The organism is Sphingomonas guangdongensis, assembly GCF_900199185.1.
GTDB lineage: Bacteria > Pseudomonadota > Alphaproteobacteria > Sphingomonadales > Sphingomonadaceae > Sphingomonas > Sphingomonas guangdongensis.
This window is the reverse complement of the sequence record NZ_OBMI01000002.1, coordinates 846329-861793: the sequence shown is the minus strand read 5'-3', so window position 1 is coordinate 861793 and position 15465 is coordinate 846329. Positions and strand designations below refer to the sequence as shown.

General features: G+C 67.7%; 18 protein-coding genes. 11 read left to right on the top strand and 7 right to left on the bottom strand.

The window, feature by feature from the left end:
- Nucleotides 1-117 precede the first annotated feature (117 nt).
- The 4 genes from ilvN to CRO12_RS11355 all read left to right on the top strand — a co-directional run bounded on the left by ilvN (nucleotide 118) and on the right by CRO12_RS11355 (nucleotide 3310).
- Complete coding sequence (gene ilvN / locus CRO12_RS11370) at nucleotides 118-633, top strand: acetolactate synthase small subunit (protein WP_097064114.1); 516 nt, start codon at nucleotides 118-120, stop codon at nucleotides 631-633.
- Nucleotides 634-757: 124 nt separating this feature from the next.
- Entirely contained in the window at nucleotides 758-1777 is a 1020-nt protein-coding gene (gene ilvC, locus CRO12_RS11365; RefSeq protein ID WP_097064113.1) for a ketol-acid reductoisomerase, read from the top strand.
- 61 nt (nucleotides 1778-1838) lie between these two features.
- A complete protein-coding gene (locus CRO12_RS11360) occupies nucleotides 1839-2591 on the top strand; it encodes a hypothetical protein (RefSeq protein WP_097064112.1) in 753 nt (250 codons plus the stop codon).
- Between the two features lie 92 nt (nucleotides 2592-2683).
- On the top strand, nucleotides 2684-3310 hold the full coding sequence (locus tag CRO12_RS11355) for a YceI family protein (RefSeq protein ID WP_097064111.1): 627 nt from the start codon (nucleotides 2684-2686) through the stop codon (nucleotides 3308-3310).
- 104 nt (nucleotides 3311-3414) lie between these two features.
- On the opposite strand, the gene CRO12_RS11350 is transcribed toward CRO12_RS11355, so the two are convergent.
- Nucleotides 3415-3813 (bottom strand): BLUF domain-containing protein, encoded by a 399-nt coding sequence (locus tag CRO12_RS11350; protein WP_097064110.1) that lies wholly within the window; start codon nucleotides 3811-3813, stop codon nucleotides 3415-3417.
- A 289-nt stretch (nucleotides 3814-4102) separates the two neighbouring features.
- On the opposite strand from CRO12_RS11350, the gene leuA reads away from it, so the two are divergent.
- The gene (leuA, locus tag CRO12_RS11345) at nucleotides 4103-5761 is read left to right on the top strand and encodes a 2-isopropylmalate synthase (protein ID WP_097064109.1); all 1659 of its coding nucleotides are present in this window, start codon (nucleotides 4103-4105) and stop codon (nucleotides 5759-5761) included.
- 59 nt (nucleotides 5762-5820) lie between these two features.
- On the top strand, nucleotides 5821-6894 hold the full coding sequence (locus tag CRO12_RS11340; protein WP_097064108.1) for a hypothetical protein: 1074 nt from the start codon (nucleotides 5821-5823) through the stop codon (nucleotides 6892-6894).
- 31 nt (nucleotides 6895-6925) lie between these two features.
- Here CRO12_RS11340 and CRO12_RS11335 read toward each other — a convergent pair whose 3' ends face one another.
- Both CRO12_RS11335 and epsC read right to left on the bottom strand, forming a co-directional pair.
- Nucleotides 6926-7270, bottom strand: coding sequence for a DUF2794 domain-containing protein (locus CRO12_RS11335; protein WP_097064107.1), 345 nt, complete (start codon nucleotides 7268-7270; stop codon nucleotides 6926-6928).
- Complete coding sequence (gene epsC, locus CRO12_RS11330; protein ID WP_097064106.1) at nucleotides 7270-7938, bottom strand: serine O-acetyltransferase EpsC; 669 nt, start codon at nucleotides 7936-7938, stop codon at nucleotides 7270-7272. Before epsC ends, CRO12_RS11335 begins: the two co-directional genes overlap by 1 nt.
- A 149-nt stretch (nucleotides 7939-8087) precedes the next feature.
- Here epsC and CRO12_RS11325 point away from each other — a divergent pair, with 149 nt between their 5' ends.
- From CRO12_RS11325 to CRO12_RS11310, 4 genes are all read left to right on the top strand, one after another.
- Nucleotides 8088-8846 (top strand): sulfite exporter TauE/SafE family protein, encoded by a 759-nt coding sequence (locus CRO12_RS11325; protein WP_097064105.1) that lies wholly within the window; start codon nucleotides 8088-8090, stop codon nucleotides 8844-8846.
- A 152-nt stretch (nucleotides 8847-8998) separates the two neighbouring features.
- Complete coding sequence (gene ahpC / locus CRO12_RS11320; protein ID WP_097064104.1) at nucleotides 8999-9562, top strand: alkyl hydroperoxide reductase subunit C; 564 nt, start codon at nucleotides 8999-9001, stop codon at nucleotides 9560-9562.
- 178 nt (nucleotides 9563-9740) lie between these two features.
- Nucleotides 9741-11318 carry an alkyl hydroperoxide reductase subunit F gene (ahpF, locus tag CRO12_RS11315; RefSeq protein ID WP_097064321.1) on the top strand — a complete coding sequence of 526 codons (1578 nt, stop codon included), beginning with the start codon at nucleotides 9741-9743 and terminating at the stop codon, nucleotides 11316-11318.
- A gap of 91 nt (nucleotides 11319-11409) precedes the next feature.
- Nucleotides 11410-12309, top strand: a complete 900-nt coding sequence (locus tag CRO12_RS11310) for a hydrogen peroxide-inducible genes activator (protein ID WP_097064103.1) — start codon at nucleotides 11410-11412, stop codon at nucleotides 12307-12309.
- A 37-nt stretch (nucleotides 12310-12346) separates the two neighbouring features.
- On the opposite strand, the gene CRO12_RS11305 is transcribed toward CRO12_RS11310, so the two are convergent.
- Genes CRO12_RS11305 through pgsA form a run of 3 tightly spaced genes read right to left on the bottom strand, consistent with a single transcriptional unit; the run spans nucleotide 12347 to nucleotide 13586 of the window.
- Entirely contained in the window at nucleotides 12347-12784 is a 438-nt protein-coding gene (locus tag CRO12_RS11305; protein WP_097064102.1) for a molybdenum cofactor biosynthesis protein MoaE, read from the bottom strand.
- The gene (gene moaD / locus CRO12_RS11300; protein ID WP_097064101.1) at nucleotides 12781-13032 is read right to left on the bottom strand and encodes a molybdopterin converting factor subunit 1; all 252 of its coding nucleotides are present in this window, start codon (nucleotides 13030-13032) and stop codon (nucleotides 12781-12783) included. Before moaD ends, CRO12_RS11305 begins: the two co-directional genes overlap by 4 nt.
- The gene (pgsA, locus tag CRO12_RS11295) at nucleotides 13032-13586 is read right to left on the bottom strand and encodes a CDP-diacylglycerol--glycerol-3-phosphate 3-phosphatidyltransferase (RefSeq protein ID WP_097064320.1); all 555 of its coding nucleotides are present in this window, start codon (nucleotides 13584-13586) and stop codon (nucleotides 13032-13034) included. The genes moaD and pgsA overlap by 1 nt, the downstream gene beginning before the upstream one ends.
- A 117-nt stretch (nucleotides 13587-13703) precedes the next feature.
- Here pgsA and CRO12_RS11290 point away from each other — a divergent pair, with 117 nt between their 5' ends.
- A complete protein-coding gene (locus CRO12_RS11290) occupies nucleotides 13704-14993 on the top strand; it encodes an MFS transporter (protein WP_097064100.1) in 1290 nt (429 codons plus the stop codon).
- A gap of 3 nt (nucleotides 14994-14996) precedes the next feature.
- Here CRO12_RS11290 and CRO12_RS18020 read toward each other — a convergent pair whose 3' ends face one another.
- Nucleotides 14997-15137: a hypothetical protein gene (locus CRO12_RS18020; protein WP_179640983.1), complete on the bottom strand. Its 141-nt coding sequence runs from the start codon at nucleotides 15135-15137 to the stop codon at nucleotides 14997-14999.
- Nucleotides 15138-15465 lie beyond the last annotated feature (328 nt).

Below are 15465 nucleotides of genomic sequence, written 5' to 3'. Positions count from 1 at the left end.
CGTTCGGGGGTGGATGGATAACCGCGGTACTGAACCGCATCCACCACGCCCACCGTACACCGCCATGACGCAACCCACCCCCGACCCCTCCCTTCCAGGGAGGGGAGTGAGGATCAGATGCACATCAGGGAAGAAAAGACCGAGCGCCACACGCTCGCGGTGATCGTCGACAACGAGCCCGGCATCCTCGCCCGGATCGCCGGGCTGTTCTCCGGCCGCGGCTACAACATCGAGAGCCTGACGGTGAGCGAGATCGCCGCCGACCAGTCGGTCAGCCGCATTACCATCGTCACGAGCGCGAGCGTCGAGACGCTGGAGCAGATCGTAGCGCAACTCGACCGGCTGGTGCCCGTCCATCAGGTCACCGACCTCACCACGCAGGGGCCGCACGTCGAGCGTGAGCTGGCGCTGGTCAAGGTCGCGGGCACCGGCGACCACCGGATCGAGGCGCTGCGACTGGGCGAGGTCTACCGCGCCCGCGTGGTCGACGCGACCACCTCGTCCTTCGTGTTCGAGGTGACGGGCGGGCGCGAGAAGATCGACACCTTTGTCACGTTGATGAAGGAGGTCGGCCTCGTCGAAGTCGCCCGCACCGGCATCGTCGCCATCGCGCGAGGTCGCGAGGGCGCGTAGAAACATCAATCACCAACTCGTCACCCCAGCATACGCTTGGGTCTCCAGCCTGGGTGTCGCACCCTTGCACCACGAGATGCCAGCGTCCGCTGGCATGACGGCCGTCATCGAAAGGGGAACTACCATGCGTGTCTACTATGATCGCGACGCCGATCTGAACCTGATCTCGGACAAGAAGATCGCGATCCTCGGTTACGGTAGCCAGGGCCACGCGCACGCGCAGAACCTGCGGGATTCGGGCGTCAAGCAGGTGGCGATCGCGCTCCGCGACGGATCGGCCACCGCGGACAAGGCGAAGGGCGCGGGCTTCGAGGTCAAGTCGAACAAGGACGCGGCCGGCTGGGCCGACATCCTGATGATCCTTGCTCCAGACGAGCACCAGGCCGCAATCTACGCCGAGGACATCCACGCTAATCTGCGCCCCGGCGCCGCGATCGCCTTCGCGCACGGCCTGAACGTCCACTTCGGCCTGATCGAGCCGCGCAGCGACGTCGACGTCATCATGATCGCGCCCAAGGGCCCCGGCCACACCGTGCGGTCCGAGTATGTCCGCGGCGGCGGCGTGCCCTGCCTGGTAGCGATCCACCAGGATGCGAGCGGCAACGCCCATGACATCGCGCTCGCCTACGCCAGCGGCGTCGGCGGCGGCCGCTCCGGCATCATCGAAACGAACTTCCGCGAAGAGTGCGAGACCGACCTGTTCGGCGAGCAGGCGGTGCTGTGCGGCGGCATCACCCACCTGATCCAGGCCGGGTTCGAGACGCTGGTGGAGGCCGGCTACGCGCCCGAAATGGCCTATTTCGAGTGCCTGCACGAGACCAAGCTGATCGTCGACCTGCTCTACGAGGGCGGAATCGCCAACATGCGCTACTCGATCAGCAACACCGCCGAGTACGGCGACATTACGACCGGCCCGCGGATCATCACGGACGAGACCAAGGCGGAGATGCGCCGCGTGCTCGCCGACATCCAGTCGGGGCGGTTCGTCAAGAACTTCGTGCTCGACAACCGCGCCGGACAGCCCGAGCTCAAGGCCGCGCGCAAGGCCGCCGAGCGCCACCCGATCGAGCAGGTCGGCAGCGAGCTGCGCGCGATGATGCCGTGGATCGGCTCCAACAAGCTGGTCGACAAGGCGAAGAACTGACGCGCAAGGTCCGCGCCCGGTCGTTGTCGCGGCCGGGCGGGTGCTGTAGCGGCGGCAGGGCATGTCCGCGGCGTACCAGTCATCGTCGTACCGGCCCGCCGGATCGATCGGGAGCCGCGCGGGCGCGATCCTGCTGTCCGCAATCTTGCTGCTCCTGCTGCTGCTCGCCCTGCTGTGGCTCGGCGCGGGGCTACGAGAGCCGGGTGACCCGGGCCGCGCGCTCGCGACCTTCGACGTGGCGAGCGGCGAGAAGGCGGAAATTTCCGCCCGGCGGACCGAACAGCCGCGTCGCGTAACCGAGCGACGTCCGCAGCCGGAGCGCCCTCGCCCTGCGCCTGTGGCCCCGCCGCCGCCAGTCGAGCCGCCCGTCGCCCTGCCCGACTTCATGCGAATGAGCCGATCGGACTTCGCCGCGACCGACATCGGCCGGATCGCCCGTGATCCCGGCGCGGCGAGCGGCACCACGCTCGCCGATGTGGGCGGCGGCAACAGCACGCCGGGGGAACCGGGCGCAGCGCCAGGAGGCGAGACGCTCTACCCGGCCGAATGGTACCGCGAGCCTACCCGGGCGGAGCTCGCCACCTACATGCCGCCGCGCACCACGGAGGGCTGGGGCATGATCGTGTGCCGCACCATTGATCGCTTTCATGTGGAGGACTGCCGGGAGCTCGGCGAATCGCCCGGCTCCGGCCTCGCGCGTATGATGCGGCAGGCCGCCTGGCAGTTCCTGGTGCGCCCGCCGACCGTGAACGGCAAGCCGAAGACCGGCACCTGGGTGCGGATCCGTTTCGACATACGGCGCGCGGCCGGGTGAACGCTTCCGAAACGATCCGTTTTCGCGATCGCCCTTTCACCGCTCGCGCGGCTGTGGTTGAAGGTCACAACGCCGTTCACGGGAGTTTATCCATGCGCCTCGCCTACGCCGCCCTGCTCGCGCTCGCCGCGACCACCGTCACCGCCACCGCGCAGCAGGCGCCGGGGTCGAAGAACCCGGCCGCGATCACCGGCGGCACCTACACCGCCGATCCCGGCCACTCGCTGGTCACCTGGACGGTCGACCACCTCGGCTTCTCGCCCTACACCGGCATCTTCGGTGACGTGACCGGCACGCTGGTGCTCGATCCCAAGAACCCCAACGCGGCCAAGGTCGACGTGACGATCCCGGTCAGCAAGGTGACGACCGCCAGCGCCGGCCTCACCGCGCACCTGCTCCGCGCCGGCAAGGACGGCGGCAAGCCCGATTTCTTCGGCGCGAGCGCGGCGGATGCGAAGTTCGTGTCGACCAGTGTCCGCGCGACCGGCCAGACCGCCAAGGTCACCGGCAACCTCACGCTGAACGGCGTCACCCGCCCCGTAACGCTCGACGCGCGGTTCTACGGCGCGGGCAAGGGGCCGGCGCAGATGGGCAGCAAGGAGACGGTCGGCTTCCACGCGACCGGCACGATTCAGCGGACGCAGTGGGGGCTGGGCTTCGGAGTGCCAATGGTCGGCGACGAGGTGAAGCTCGACATCGCAGCCGCGTTCGAAAAGTAGGTATGGTTATGCCAGCGCAGGCTGGCATCCATGTCTGTCTGGGTCGGCGCACGTAGCGCCTTTTTCAAACGGCGAACGACCCCACCTTTCGCTGGGGTGACGGATCATGCCGCCCGGCGCACTTCCGCGAAGCCGGTGAAGGTCGCACGCACCTGCGGCGAGGCGGTGGCGACCAGGTCGGCGACCCGCTGCAGGAAGCACTCGGCGTCGGTGCCGGGCGCGCGGTGCGCCATCGACCAGTCGCCGAACTCGCGCGCGGGCACGTCGCGATCGGACAGGATAACGATCGCGCGGTGGCGCGGATCCTTCTCGATCCGCGCGAGCGCGCGACTGAGCACGGCGTCCTCTCCCTCGAGCGCCTGGAGAAAGCGCTTGCCGTCCGAATAGAGCAGCCCGGTCAGCCCGTCGCGGCCGTTGTTGCGCTGCGATACGGCCAGGATCGCCGACGCGTCCACAGCGCCCGCCTGCGACGTCGCCGTGCTGATGTAGATAACCTGTCGCACCGCGTGTCTCCCGTGTGTGGAGGCAGCGTAGCGCCGCTCCCTTAAAGCACTGATAACTCGATACTGTCCGAGGTTATCGGCGGATAGCACTGCGATAATCAGGTCGGCGATGGACGACGGACACTCCCGACGCTACCAAAGCAGCACGATGGTCATGGGCCCGCTCTCGATCCTGCTTCGACTTACGCGCCCTTAGGCGCGACCTCGGCCGTGCATCCGTCGGTGCCGCGGCGCTCGCCTAAGGGCACTTCCGACCAGCAACCTCACCGCCGACTCGCGAGACACGCCCATGCTGCGCAATCCGTCCGCCAAGTACCGCCCGTTCCCCACCATCGACCTGCCCGACCGCCGCTGGCCGAGCGCCACCATCACTAAGCCGCCGCGCTGGCTCTCCACCGACATGCGCGACGGCAACCAGGCGCTGATCGATCCGATGGATGCGGAGAAGAAGACCCGCTTCTTCGACCTGCTGGTCAAGGTCGGGCTGAAGGAGATCGAGGTCGGCTTCCCGAGCGCGGGCGCGACCGAGTTCGACTTCATCCAGGGCCTGGTGCGCGACGGCCATATACCCGACGACGTGACCGTGCAGGTGCTCACCCAGTCGCGCCGCGACCTGATCGAGACGAGCTTCGCCAGCCTGGCCGGCGCGCGCACCGCGATCGTCCACCTCTACAACGCGGTCAGCCCGGCCTGGCGGAACATCGTTTTCGGGATGAGCCGGGACGAAGTGCGCGGCATCGCAGTCGAGGGCGCGAAGGTGCTCCGCGACCAGGCGGCGGCGTATCCGCAAACCGACTGGCGTTTTGAGTACTCGCCGGAAACCTTCTCGACGGCTGAGCTCGATTTCAGCCTTGAGGTGTGCGAGGCGGTGATGGAGGTGCTGCGGCCGACGCCGGACAAGCCCCTGATCCTCAACCTGCCCGCAACCGTCGAATGCGCGACACCCAACGTCTACGCCGATCAGGTCGAGTGGTTCGGCCGCCACATCCGGGACCGCAACAGCGTCGTCGTTTCCCTCCACACCCACAATGATCGAGGCACCGGTGTCGCCGCCACCGAACTGGGGCTGATGGCGGGCGCCGACCGAGTCGAAGGTTGCCTGTTCGGCAATGGCGAGCGGACCGGCAACGTCGATCTGGTGACGGTCGCGCTCAACCTGTACACGCAGGGTATCGACCCCGGGCTCGACTTCTCCGACATCGACGAGGTGATCCGGACGGTCGAATATTGCAACGCGCTCCCCGTCCATCCGCGCCACCCCTACGCCGGCGAGTTGGTCTTCACCGCCTTTTCCGGCAGCCATCAGGACGCAATCAAGAAGGGGTTCGTTGCGCAGGCCGCGCGCAACGACGATCTCTGGCAGGTGCCCTACCTCCCGATCGATCCCAAGGACCTCGGCCGCGACTATGAAGCGGTGATCCGGGTCAACTCTCAGTCGGGCAAGGGCGGCGTCGCCTGGGTACTGGAACAGGATCGCGGGCTGAAGCTGCCCAAGCGGTTGCAGGCCGACTTCAGCCGTCACGTCCAAGCGCTCGCGGATGAGACCAGCCGCGAGTTGAACGCCGCCGACATCTGGGCGCGGTTCGACGCCACCTACCTCGTGCGCGACGATGATCGCTTCGTGCTCGACAGCTACGAGGAGAGCGGTGCGCATGGCGACCGGCTGTTCGTCGGGCGCGTCGTCGTGGACGGGGACGCGCGATCGATCAGCGGGCGGGGCAACGGCCTGATCTCGGGCGTCGTCGCGGCGCTCGCCGGCAGCACCGGCCCGGTGCTCGACGTGATCGACTATTCGGAGCACGCGATCGGCCACGGCGCCGACGCGCAGGCCGCAGCCTACGTCGAGTGCCGCACGCCGGAAGGTCGCACGGTGTTCGGCGTCGGGATCGATGCCGATGTCGCCACCGCATCCGTCCGGGCAGTGCTGAGCGCCGCCAATAGGATCTGAACTGGTGTGTTGCGGCAGCAATACACGCGTGGTACGCTTCCCCGACAGGAGGACATGCCATGTACAGTGAGCAGGATCTGATCGGGGCGGTGCAGGCGGGCGCGATCTCGCCGCAGGCTGCCGAGGCGTTGCGCGCGCACGTCGCCACGCTGCGCCAGGCGCCGACCGTGGATGAGGAGCAGTTCCGGCTGCTCACCGGATTCAACGACATCTTCGTCGCGATCGCCGCCGCGCTGCTGCTGGCGGCGGTGGGTTGGATCGGAGGAAGCGTCTGGGCACCGCTCGCCGGCGTCGCGGTCGCCGCGGCGGCTTGGAGCCTCGCCGAGTATTTCACCCGCCAGCGGCGCATGGCGCTGCCTTCCATTCTGCTGCTGATCGCGTTCGTCGGTGGCGTCGCCGGCACCTTCGGCGGGCTCATTGCCGACAACGCGGAGTCGCTCGGGCGCTGGATCGAAGGTTTGAGCGAGAACGAGAACGTCCGCGTCGCGGCGGCCGGCGTCATCGCCGCGATGGTCGCCGCGATCACCGCGGGCGCGGCGTGGCTGCACTGGCGGCGGTTCATGGTGCCTATCACGGTCGCGGCAGGCGCGGTCGCCGTGGTCGGCGTCGTGCTGTCGCTCGTGGTAGGGCTGGTGCCACCGGCCCGTGACGCGCTGCTGCCGCTGGTGCTGCTTGCAGGTGTCGGCATGTTCGCCTTCGCGATGCGCTGGGACATATCGGACCGGGAACGCCGCACCCGCCGCTCGGATGTCGCCTTCTGGCTTCATCTTGCCGCCGCGCCGATGATCGCGCACTCGGTGTTCAACCTGCTTGGCGTGTTCGAGCGCACGATCGGCACCGGCACCGCGCTCGTCGTTATCGCGCTCTACATCGTCTTCGCGCTGGTGGCGCTGGCGGTGGATCGCCGCGCGCTGCTCGTCTCCAGCCTCGCCTATGTCCTGTTCGCGCTGGTGTCGCTGTTCCGCACGGCGGGTGCGGTGGAGCTCTCGGCCGCGCTCACCGGGCTGGTAATCGGTTCGGCACTGCTGCTGCTCTCGGCCTTCTGGCACCGGATGCGGGTGCTGGTGGTCGGCTGGACTGGCAGCCTCCAGCAGAAGCTGCCGCCGGTGCAGCAGCCGATGCTCCCGGCCTGATCGCGCGTGGGCCGGCCCGCCGCGGCCGGCCCTAATCTTCGACGATCTTGAGCAGGCGGCGCTCGACCGGCGCGAGCACTGGGCCGAGCTCGTGCCCGCGCTTCAGCACGGCGCCGCCCTCCCCCACCAGCGCCCACATGCCCTGCTTGTTGCGCAGCGCCGGGCGCTTCTCGATCCGGAACTCAGGCCGCTCGGCCGCGCGGCGGAACGCGGCGAACACCGCCGCGTCCCGGCCGAGCTCGATCGCATAGTCGCGCCAGTGGCCCGCCGCGACCATCCGGCCGTAGAGGTCGAGGATGCGGGTGAGTTCCAGGCGCTCGAAACCGATCTGGGCGGGCGGCTTGCCCGGCAGCGGAAAGGGCGTGACCGTCCCCATCAGGCGCGGTCACGCTCCTGCTCGCCCGTGGCGCGCGCCAGCTCGGCACGCAAGGCCGCCAGCTCGCGCTCCAGCGCGTCGAAGCGGGTCATGCTCGCTTCGCTCATCTCACGGCAGGGCGTGCCATAGGGCACGAAGGCGCGCTGGTAGGTCTCGGCCTCGACCGGCACCGGCCGCGCCGGAATGCCGACCATCACCGCGCCGGCCGCCACGTCGCGGGTGACCACTGCATTGGCACCGATCCGAGCGCGCGCGCCGACCGTCACCGGCCCGAGCACCTGCGCGCCCGATCCGACGATCGCGCCGTCGCTGATCGTCGGGTGGCGCTTGCCCGCGACGCCGTTATCCGGACTGGTCCCGCCCAGCGTCACGCACTGGTAGATGGTGACGTTGTCGCCGATCTCCGCCGTCTCGCCGATGACGGTGAAGCCGTGGTCGATGAAGAAGTTGCGGCCGATCCGGGCGCCCGGGTGGATGTCGATCGCGGTCAGGAACCGCGACAGGTGATTGATGAATCGCGCGAGGAAGAACAGCCGCAGGCCGAACAGCGCATGCGCGACCCGGTGCAGGCCGAGCGCGAGCACGCCCGGGTAGAGCAGCACCTCCCAGCGTGACCGCGGCGCGGGGTCGCGCGCCTTGATGGAATCCAAATAGGCGATCAGGCCCATGACGTTCCCCTTTTAAGCCTCGCGAGATAAGCTGCAACTCCGTCCATTTCCATGGGCGGGCGGGAACGCTTCGTCCGGCAAAAGCCTATCTTGTTTGTCGGAATTGCGGATCGCCGCCATGCTGGCAGGCGCTACAGCTAAGGACACCCATGCTCGACGGCATCGACTTGACTGCACTACTGCCCTTCATCGCCGTCGGGTTCGCCGCGCAGATCATCGACGGCGCGCTCGGCATGGCGTTTGGCGTGCTCTCCAACCTGCTGCTGCTCGGCCTTGGCGTGCCGCCCGCGGCAGCGTCGGCCGGCGTCCATACGGTGGAAACCTTCACCACCGCCGTGTCGGGGATCAGCCACGCGCTGCACCGCAACGTCAACTGGCGCATGTTCCTGCGGCTAATGATCCCGGGCGTGATCGGCGGCGTGCTCGGCGCCTATGTTCTCTCCAACATCCATGCCGATACTGCCAAGCCGTTCATCCTCGCCTACCTCATCGCGATCGGTCTCTACTTGCTGTGGCGCGGCTGGGCGCACCCGCCGATCGTGCGCAAGCCCAAGGTCGTGGAGCCGCTGGGCTTGGTTGGCGGCTTCCTTGATGCGGCAGGCGGCGGCGGCTGGGGGCCCGTGGTCACCTCCAACCTGCTGGTGCAGGGCAGCGATCCCCGCACGACGATCGGGACGGTCAACACCGCCGAATTCTTCCTGGCAGCAACGATCTCCGTCACTTTCATCACGCAGCTTGGCTGGAAAGCCTTCACCTTGGCAACGGTCGGGCTGTTGATCGGCGGCGTGGTCGCCGCCCCGCTTGGCGCGTACCTCGCCAAACGGGTGCCGGCGAAGACGCTGATGCTGCTGGTGGGCACGCTCCTGACGCTGACCAGCCTCTACAATCTCTACATCACCTTGCGCTGATTGACGGCGCAGGTGAGCGCTGTGCAACTGATCGTCGCAGGCGATCAGCGCGACCGGCGCTATGCGTTTGTTCGATCAACGACTGCGCTCTATGCCGCAGTGCAGCAGCAAACATCCGCGTTGCAGCACAATCCCAGCGGAGAACCACACCCATGTCGCTCATCGGCACCACTATTAAGCCGTTCACCACCCAGGCGTACAAGGACGGCAAGTTCGTGACCGTTACCGACGCCGACACGCGCGGCCAATGGGCGGTGTTCTTCTTCTACCCCGCCGACTTCACCTTCGTCTGCCCGACCGAGCTGGAGGACCTGGCCGACATCTATCCGACGCTGCGCAAGATGGGCGTCGAGGTGTATTCGGTGTCGACCGACACCCACTTCAGCCACAAGGCGTGGCACGATACCTCACCCGCGATCGGCAAGATCGACTTCTACATGCTGGGTGACCAGAGCCACGCGATCTCGACCAACTTCGACATCCTGCGCGCCGGCCAGGGCCTGGCCGACCGCGGCACCTTCGTGGTCGATCCCGACGGCGTGATCCAGCTGGTCGAGATCACCAGCGAGGGCGTCGGCCGCAATGCCGCCGAGCTGCTGCGCAAGATCAAGGCCGCGCAGTACATCGCAGCGCACCCGGGCGAGGTCTGCCCGGCCAAGTGGGAGGAAGGCGAGGAAACGCTCGCTCCGAGCCTCGACCTCGTCGGCAAGATCTAAGCTGTATCGGAGCGGCTCGCCGGCTTGGCGGGCCGCTCTCCCCTACCCACCGTCACCCCAGAGCAGGCTGGAGTCCATGGCTGTTCCGATCTGTGGTGACCTCACCCTTCACTCGTAACAGACATGGATGCCAGCCTGCGCTGGCATGACGTTCGAGTTCTACCATCGGAGTTCCGCCATGCTCGACGCCACCATCACCGCACAGCTCAAGGCCTATCTGGTCAACATCCGCGAGCCGGTCGAACTGGTCGCCGCCCTTGACGACAGCACCAAGGGACGCGAGCTCGGTACGCTCCTCGACGACATCGCCGCGCTCTCCGACCTGGTTAGCGTGATCACGGGAGACGATGCCCGCCGCCCGAGCTTCCTGATCCGCCGCGCGAGTGACCACGCGGTTGCCGTGCGCTTCGCCGGCATCCCGATGGGGCATGAGTTCACCAGCCTGGTGCTCGCGCTCCTCCAGGTCGGCGGCCACCCATCCAAGGCCGCTCAGGACCTGATCGAGCAGGTCCGCGCGCTCGACGGCCCGCTCCACTTCGAGAGCTATTTCTCGCTGTCGTGCCAGAACTGCCCGGACGTGGTGCAGGCGCTGAACCTGATGGCGGTCCTGAACTCACAGATCACCCACACCGCCATCGACGGTTCGCTGTTCAAGTCGGAGGTCGAGACCCGCCAGGTCATGGCGGTGCCGACGGTGTATCTGAACGGAGAGGTGTTCGGTCAGGGCCGCATGGAGCTCGCGCAGATCGTCGCCAAGCTCGACACCGGCGCCGACGCGAAAGCGGCCGAGAAGCTCTCCTCCAAGGACGCCTTCGAGGTGCTGGTGGTCGGCGGCGGTCCGGCCGGCGCGTCGGCCGCGATCTACGCCGCGCGCAAGGGTATCCGCACTGGGCTGGTCGCCGAGCGGTTCGGCGGCCAGGTGCTCGACACCATGGCGATCGAGAACTTCATCTCAGTCCCGCATACGGAGGGGCCGAAGCTGGCCGCGCACCTCGAGAGCCATGTCGGCGAGTATGACGTCGATGTCATGAACCTCCAGCGGGCCGACGCGCTGGTGCCGGCGCCGTACGAGGGCGGGCTGCACGAGCTGCGGCTGGCGAACGGCGCGAAGCTGCGGGCGCGCACCGTCATCCTGACCACCGGAGCGCGCTGGCGGACGATGAACGTGCCCGGCGAAGACCAGTACCGCAACAAGGGGGTGGCCTATTGCCCGCACTGCGACGGCCCGCTGTTCAAGGGCAAGCGCGTGGCGGTGATCGGCGGCGGCAATTCGGGCGTAGAGGCCGCGATCGACCTGGCGGGGATCGTCGCGCACGTGACGCTGATCGAATACGACAGCCAGCTCCGCGCCGACGCGGTGCTCCAGCGCAAACTCGCCAGCCTGCCGAACGTGAAGGTGATCACCTCGGCGCTGACGACGGAGGTGCACGGTGACGGGGTGAAGGTGACGAGCCTGTCGTACAAGGACCGCAACTCCGACCAGCTGCATGCACTCGAGCTGGAGGGCATCTTCGTCCAGATCGGACTGGTGCCCAACACCGAGTGGCTGCGCGACACGGTCGCGCTCACCCCACGCGGCGAGATCGAGATCGATCACCGCGGCGAGACGTCACGCCTCGGCATCTTCGCCGCCGGCGACGCCACGACCGAGCCGTACAAGCAGATCGTGGTCGCGATGGGCGCGGGCTCGACCGCCGCTCTCTCCGCCTTCGACTATCTCATCCGCCTGCCTGCGGAGCTGTCGCAGGCAGCGTGATGGGCGGGGCGCTGGAGCCAGCCGACTTCCGGGGCTGGCTCCAGCGCCTCCGTCGCGTAAGAGCGCGGGCACCGCACCGGGAGTCTGACCGCTGGCCGCCACCTATCTACCAACCATCAAGCAGCTCCAGTACCTGGTCGCACTGCGCGACGCCGGACACTTCGGCCGTGCGGCGGAGGCGTGCTTCGTTACCCAGTCGACGCTCAGCGCCGGGATCCGTGAGCTTGAGACGCTGATCGGCGTGACGCTGGTCGAGCGCACGCGGCGGGTGGTCCGGTTCACCCCGCTCGGCGACCGGATCGTGGAAAAGGCGCGGCGCGTGCTGCGCGAGGCAGACGAGCTCGGCGATCTCGCGCGCGCCGCCGGGCGCCCACTCTCGGGCGAGATGCGGATGAGCGTCATACCGACGATTGCGCCGTTTATGCTGCCCCGCATTATGCCGCGGCTGCGCCGCGACTATCCCGACCTGAAGCTTTACCTGCGCGAGGAGGCGAGCGCCGCCGCGTGCGACGGGCTGCACCAGGGCCGCACCGACTGCGTCCTGCTCGCGCTGCCCTACGCCTGCGGCGACGTGGAAGTGGCACGGCTGTTCGACGATCCGCTCTACCTGGCGTTCCCCGCAGGCGAGATCGCGCCGCGGCAGGCCGGCATCGCGCCGAGCGAGATCGACGAGACTCGCCTGCTGCTGCTGGAGGACGGCCACTGCCTGAAGGACCACGCGCTCGCCGCCTGCAACCGGCCGGAAATCAGAGCGGAGGCGACAATGCTCGGCACCTCGCTCCACACGATCGTCCAGATGGTCGAGAACGGCCTGGGGCTTACCATCCTGCCCGAAATGGCGCTGTCCGCCGGCATCCTGGAGGGCACTCATATCGAGGCGGCGCCGCTGTCGGCCGAGACCGCCGCGCGCCACATCGCGCTGGTCTGGCGCAAAGCATCCCCGCGCGAGAAGGACTTCCGCTTGCTGGCTGAGGTGCTGGCCGAGGGTTAGTCCGTCACAAGTTCTCCCGCGCAGGCGGGAGCACGGGTCACTGCCACCGTGCCGCCGCCGCCTCGTCCGCTTCGCGCGCCGCGACCCACGCGCTCGCGCCGCCGCGCACCTCGCGCTTCCAGAACGGTGCGGTGGTTTTCAGCACGTCGATCATCGCGGCGCAGGCATCGAGCGCTGCGCTGCGGTGAGGGGCAACCGCGGCTACGAACACGATCCGCTCGCCCGGCTGCATCGGCCCGACGCGGTGGATGATGGTCGCGGAGAGGAGCGACCAGCGTGCCGCGGCATCGGCCGCAATGCGTTCGAGCGCGCGCTCGGTCATGCCGGGGTAATGCTCAAGCTCGAGCAGCTCGACGCCGTCGTCGCCGCGCACGACGCCCGTGAACGTCGCGATCGCGCCTGCTCCGTCCGACTCGGCGGCCGCGACCGCGGCGGCCAGGTCGATCGGCGCGGCCTGCACCGCGATCCGGATCATCCGCCGGTCACGGGCGGGAAGATCGCGACTTCGCGCGCGTCCGCGATCGGCGCGTCCAGTGCCACGAACACCTGGTCGACCGCCGCGCGCAGCCGGGTACGATCGGCGAAGGCGGCGGCATGGCCCGGGCTGCGTGCCGCGAGCCAGTCGAGCAGCGCGGCGACAGACGTCACCCCCGCCGGCGGATCGACCCGCTCGCTGCCCGTCCCGACCGCCTCGCGCACCCAGGCGAAGTAGAGCAGGTCCATCACGTATCCATGTGCTTCAGGCCGACGCGGAGGTAGTCCCATCCGGTGACCAGCGTCAGCGCGGCCGCGCCCCACAGGCTCGCCAACCCGACCAGCTTGACGAACCCGAATTGCGGCACCGCCCCCCCGAGGATCAGCGCGCCGAGCGCGACCAACTGCAGCGTCGTCTTCCACTTGGCGAGGCGTGACACCGGTATCGACACCTGGATGCCGCCCAGGAACTCGCGCAGCCCCGACACCGTGATCTCACGCAGCAGGATGACCAGTGCCGCGATCAGATGCACGCCTTCGATGTCGTGGGTGCCGACCAGCATCAGGATGACCGCCGCGACCATGATCTTGTCGGCAATCGGATCGAGGAACACGCCGAGCTTCGACACCGTGCCCTGCGCGCGCGCCAGATAGCCGTCGAAGTAGTCGGTGATCCCCATCAGGCAGTAGATCGCGAAGCCGATCGCGTAGCCCGCCTCCCACCGCGGCCACCACAGGAAGGCGACGAGCAGCGGCACCGTGACGATGCGGGAGAGCGTCAGCAGGTTGGGAAGCGTCAGCATGGCGGTCGGCGAGCGGCTTACGCCGGGCGCGGCGGCCACGCAATCGGCGTTGCCGCGCCGACCTACGCTGGGCTAAGGCTCCGGCCCAGTGAGTAACGGCCAGGGCGCCCGGACCAGATGATCACCGCCCTCGGGCTGCTGAAGGAGCGCCGCTTCCTTCCGCTCTTCGTCACCCAGTTCCTAGGCGCCTTCAACGACAACCTGTTCAAACAGGCGATGGTGCTGTTCGCGACCTACCACATCTACAATGACGCGGCTGCGGAGGCGCACTTCAACGCGCTGGCGACCGGGCTGGCTATCCTGCCCTTCTTCGTCCTCTCCGCCCTGTCTGGGCAGCTTGCCGACACCTTCGACAAGTCGCGAATCATCCGGCTGGTCAAGACCGCCGAGATCTTCATCATGGTCTTCGGAGGCGCCGGGCTGCTCGCCGCAAAGGCCGGCTACACGTCCGTCGGACTCGCGATGATGCTGTCGGCGGTGCTGATGCTCGGCATCCACTCGACCTTCTTCGGCCCGATCAAATACGCGATCCTGCCGCAGCACCTCCAGGACGACGAGGTGCTCGGCGGCACCGGGCTGATCGAAGCGGGTACCTATATCTCGATCCTGCTCGGCACGGTGATCGCAGGCTGGTTGCGGGTAGAGGCGGCGGCCGCCCTGGTCCTGATCGTGGCGCTGGTCGGGTGGTCGACGGCCCGGCTGGTGCCGGCGGCCCCGCGACTGGGACCGGAGCTCAGGATCAACTTCAACCCGCTGACTTCTTCGTGGCGACTGGTCGCCGCGACCATGCACATCCCGCGACTGTTCCTCGCCATCCTGGCGATAAGCTTCTTCTGGACGATCGGGGCGGTGCTGATCATCATCTTCCCGCCGCTGGTCAAGAATGTCCTCACCTCCAGTCAGGAGGTCGCGAGCCTGACAGTCGCAACCTTCTCCGTTGGAGTCGCGATTGGCTCGGTGATCATCAACGTGCTGCTGCGCGGGACCATCTCGGCGCGCTACTCGCCTGCGTCGGTCATCGCGATGGCGGTGCTGGTGGTGATCTTCTCGGCGGAGGTGCGCGGCTTCCCGGCCGCACCCGCCGGCACGCTCTACTCGGTGGCGCAGTTCTTCGCGATGCCGCAGGGCTGGCTGATCAGCGCGACGCTGATCGCGATCGCGATCGCCGGCGGCATGTTCGTGGTGCCGCTCTACGCCTTCCTGACCACCACCGTTACCAAGGACCAGACCGCCCGCACGGTCGCGGCGAACAATGCCGTGAACGCCGGCGCGATGACGATCGGCTCGGTTGCGGTGCTCGGCGTCACCGCTGCCGGCGTGGTGCCGGAAGACATGCTGCTGATCGTCGCCGGCATGTGCCTGTTCTCGGCCTGGCTCGCGCAGAAGCTCCACCGCGCCTGCGACTGAGGATCAGGCGACGAAGGTGTAAAAGCACACAAAGAAGGCCGTGAAGCTCAGTGCGAAGAGCTTCAGGTCATTATCGTCACGCGCGACCTCATGATCGACCTGGTGCAGCGTGAGCGTGCGGCGGAAGGGGTGACGCTGTTTCATGCGCCTTTCGATACGTCGCTCCGGCCATCGCCTCAAAGGTGAATCAAAGGTTAAGCTTGTCCAGGGACGGTACGCCAAAAAAGTCGGCTGACCGAGGGAACCAAATAGAAGCGAGGTTCATAGCCTGCCCGGGTGTCGCTCCCACTTCCCAATCTGTGTACATAATCCATGTTAAGATGTTGTTTTGACTAGGTTTCTGGAACGCCACCGGTCCTTGCAAATTGGTCACGTTCACCATCAGCAAGGGTCGGCGCATAGATCAGACGACGCGGAGCCCCAGCACGACCATCGGCTCCGCGTCTGACAGCGCGACCACCCTGATCTCTTT

Bases quoted from the DNA above. Each gene is read 5' to 3' on its own strand.
- ilvC (WP_097064113.1), top strand. From the start codon at position 758: ATGCGTGTCTACTATGATCGCGACGCCGATCTGAACCTGATCTCGGAC.
- epsC (WP_097064106.1), bottom strand. From the start codon at position 7,938: ATGGGCCTGATCGCCTATTTGGATTCCATCAAGGCGCGCGACCCCGCG.
- pgsA (WP_097064320.1), bottom strand. From the start codon at position 13,586: ATGCTGACGCTTCCCAACCTGCTGACGCTCTCCCGCATCGTCACGGTG.
- CRO12_RS11360 (WP_097064112.1), top strand. From the start codon at position 1,839: ATGTCCGCGGCGTACCAGTCATCGTCGTACCGGCCCGCCGGATCGATC.
- CRO12_RS11355 (WP_097064111.1), top strand. From the start codon at position 2,684: ATGCGCCTCGCCTACGCCGCCCTGCTCGCGCTCGCCGCGACCACCGTC.
- CRO12_RS11325 (WP_097064105.1), top strand. From the start codon at position 8,088: ATGCTCGACGGCATCGACTTGACTGCACTACTGCCCTTCATCGCCGTC.
- CRO12_RS11305 (WP_097064102.1), bottom strand. From the start codon at position 12,784: ATGATCCGGATCGCGGTGCAGGCCGCGCCGATCGACCTGGCCGCCGCG.
- leuA (WP_097064109.1), top strand. From the start codon at position 4,103: ATGCTGCGCAATCCGTCCGCCAAGTACCGCCCGTTCCCCACCATCGAC.
- CRO12_RS11340 (WP_097064108.1), top strand. From the start codon at position 5,821: ATGTACAGTGAGCAGGATCTGATCGGGGCGGTGCAGGCGGGCGCGATC.
- CRO12_RS11335 (WP_097064107.1), bottom strand. From the start codon at position 7,270: ATGGGGACGGTCACGCCCTTTCCGCTGCCGGGCAAGCCGCCCGCCCAG.
- ilvN (WP_097064114.1), top strand. From the start codon at position 118: ATGCACATCAGGGAAGAAAAGACCGAGCGCCACACGCTCGCGGTGATC.
- moaD (WP_097064101.1), bottom strand. From the start codon at position 13,032: ATGGACCTGCTCTACTTCGCCTGGGTGCGCGAGGCGGTCGGGACGGGC.
- CRO12_RS11290 (WP_097064100.1), top strand. From the start codon at position 13,704: ATGATCACCGCCCTCGGGCTGCTGAAGGAGCGCCGCTTCCTTCCGCTC.
- CRO12_RS18020 (WP_179640983.1), bottom strand. From the start codon at position 15,137: ATGAAACAGCGTCACCCCTTCCGCCGCACGCTCACGCTGCACCAGGTC.
- ahpC (WP_097064104.1), top strand. From the start codon at position 8,999: ATGTCGCTCATCGGCACCACTATTAAGCCGTTCACCACCCAGGCGTAC.
- ahpF (WP_097064321.1), top strand. From the start codon at position 9,741: ATGCTCGACGCCACCATCACCGCACAGCTCAAGGCCTATCTGGTCAAC.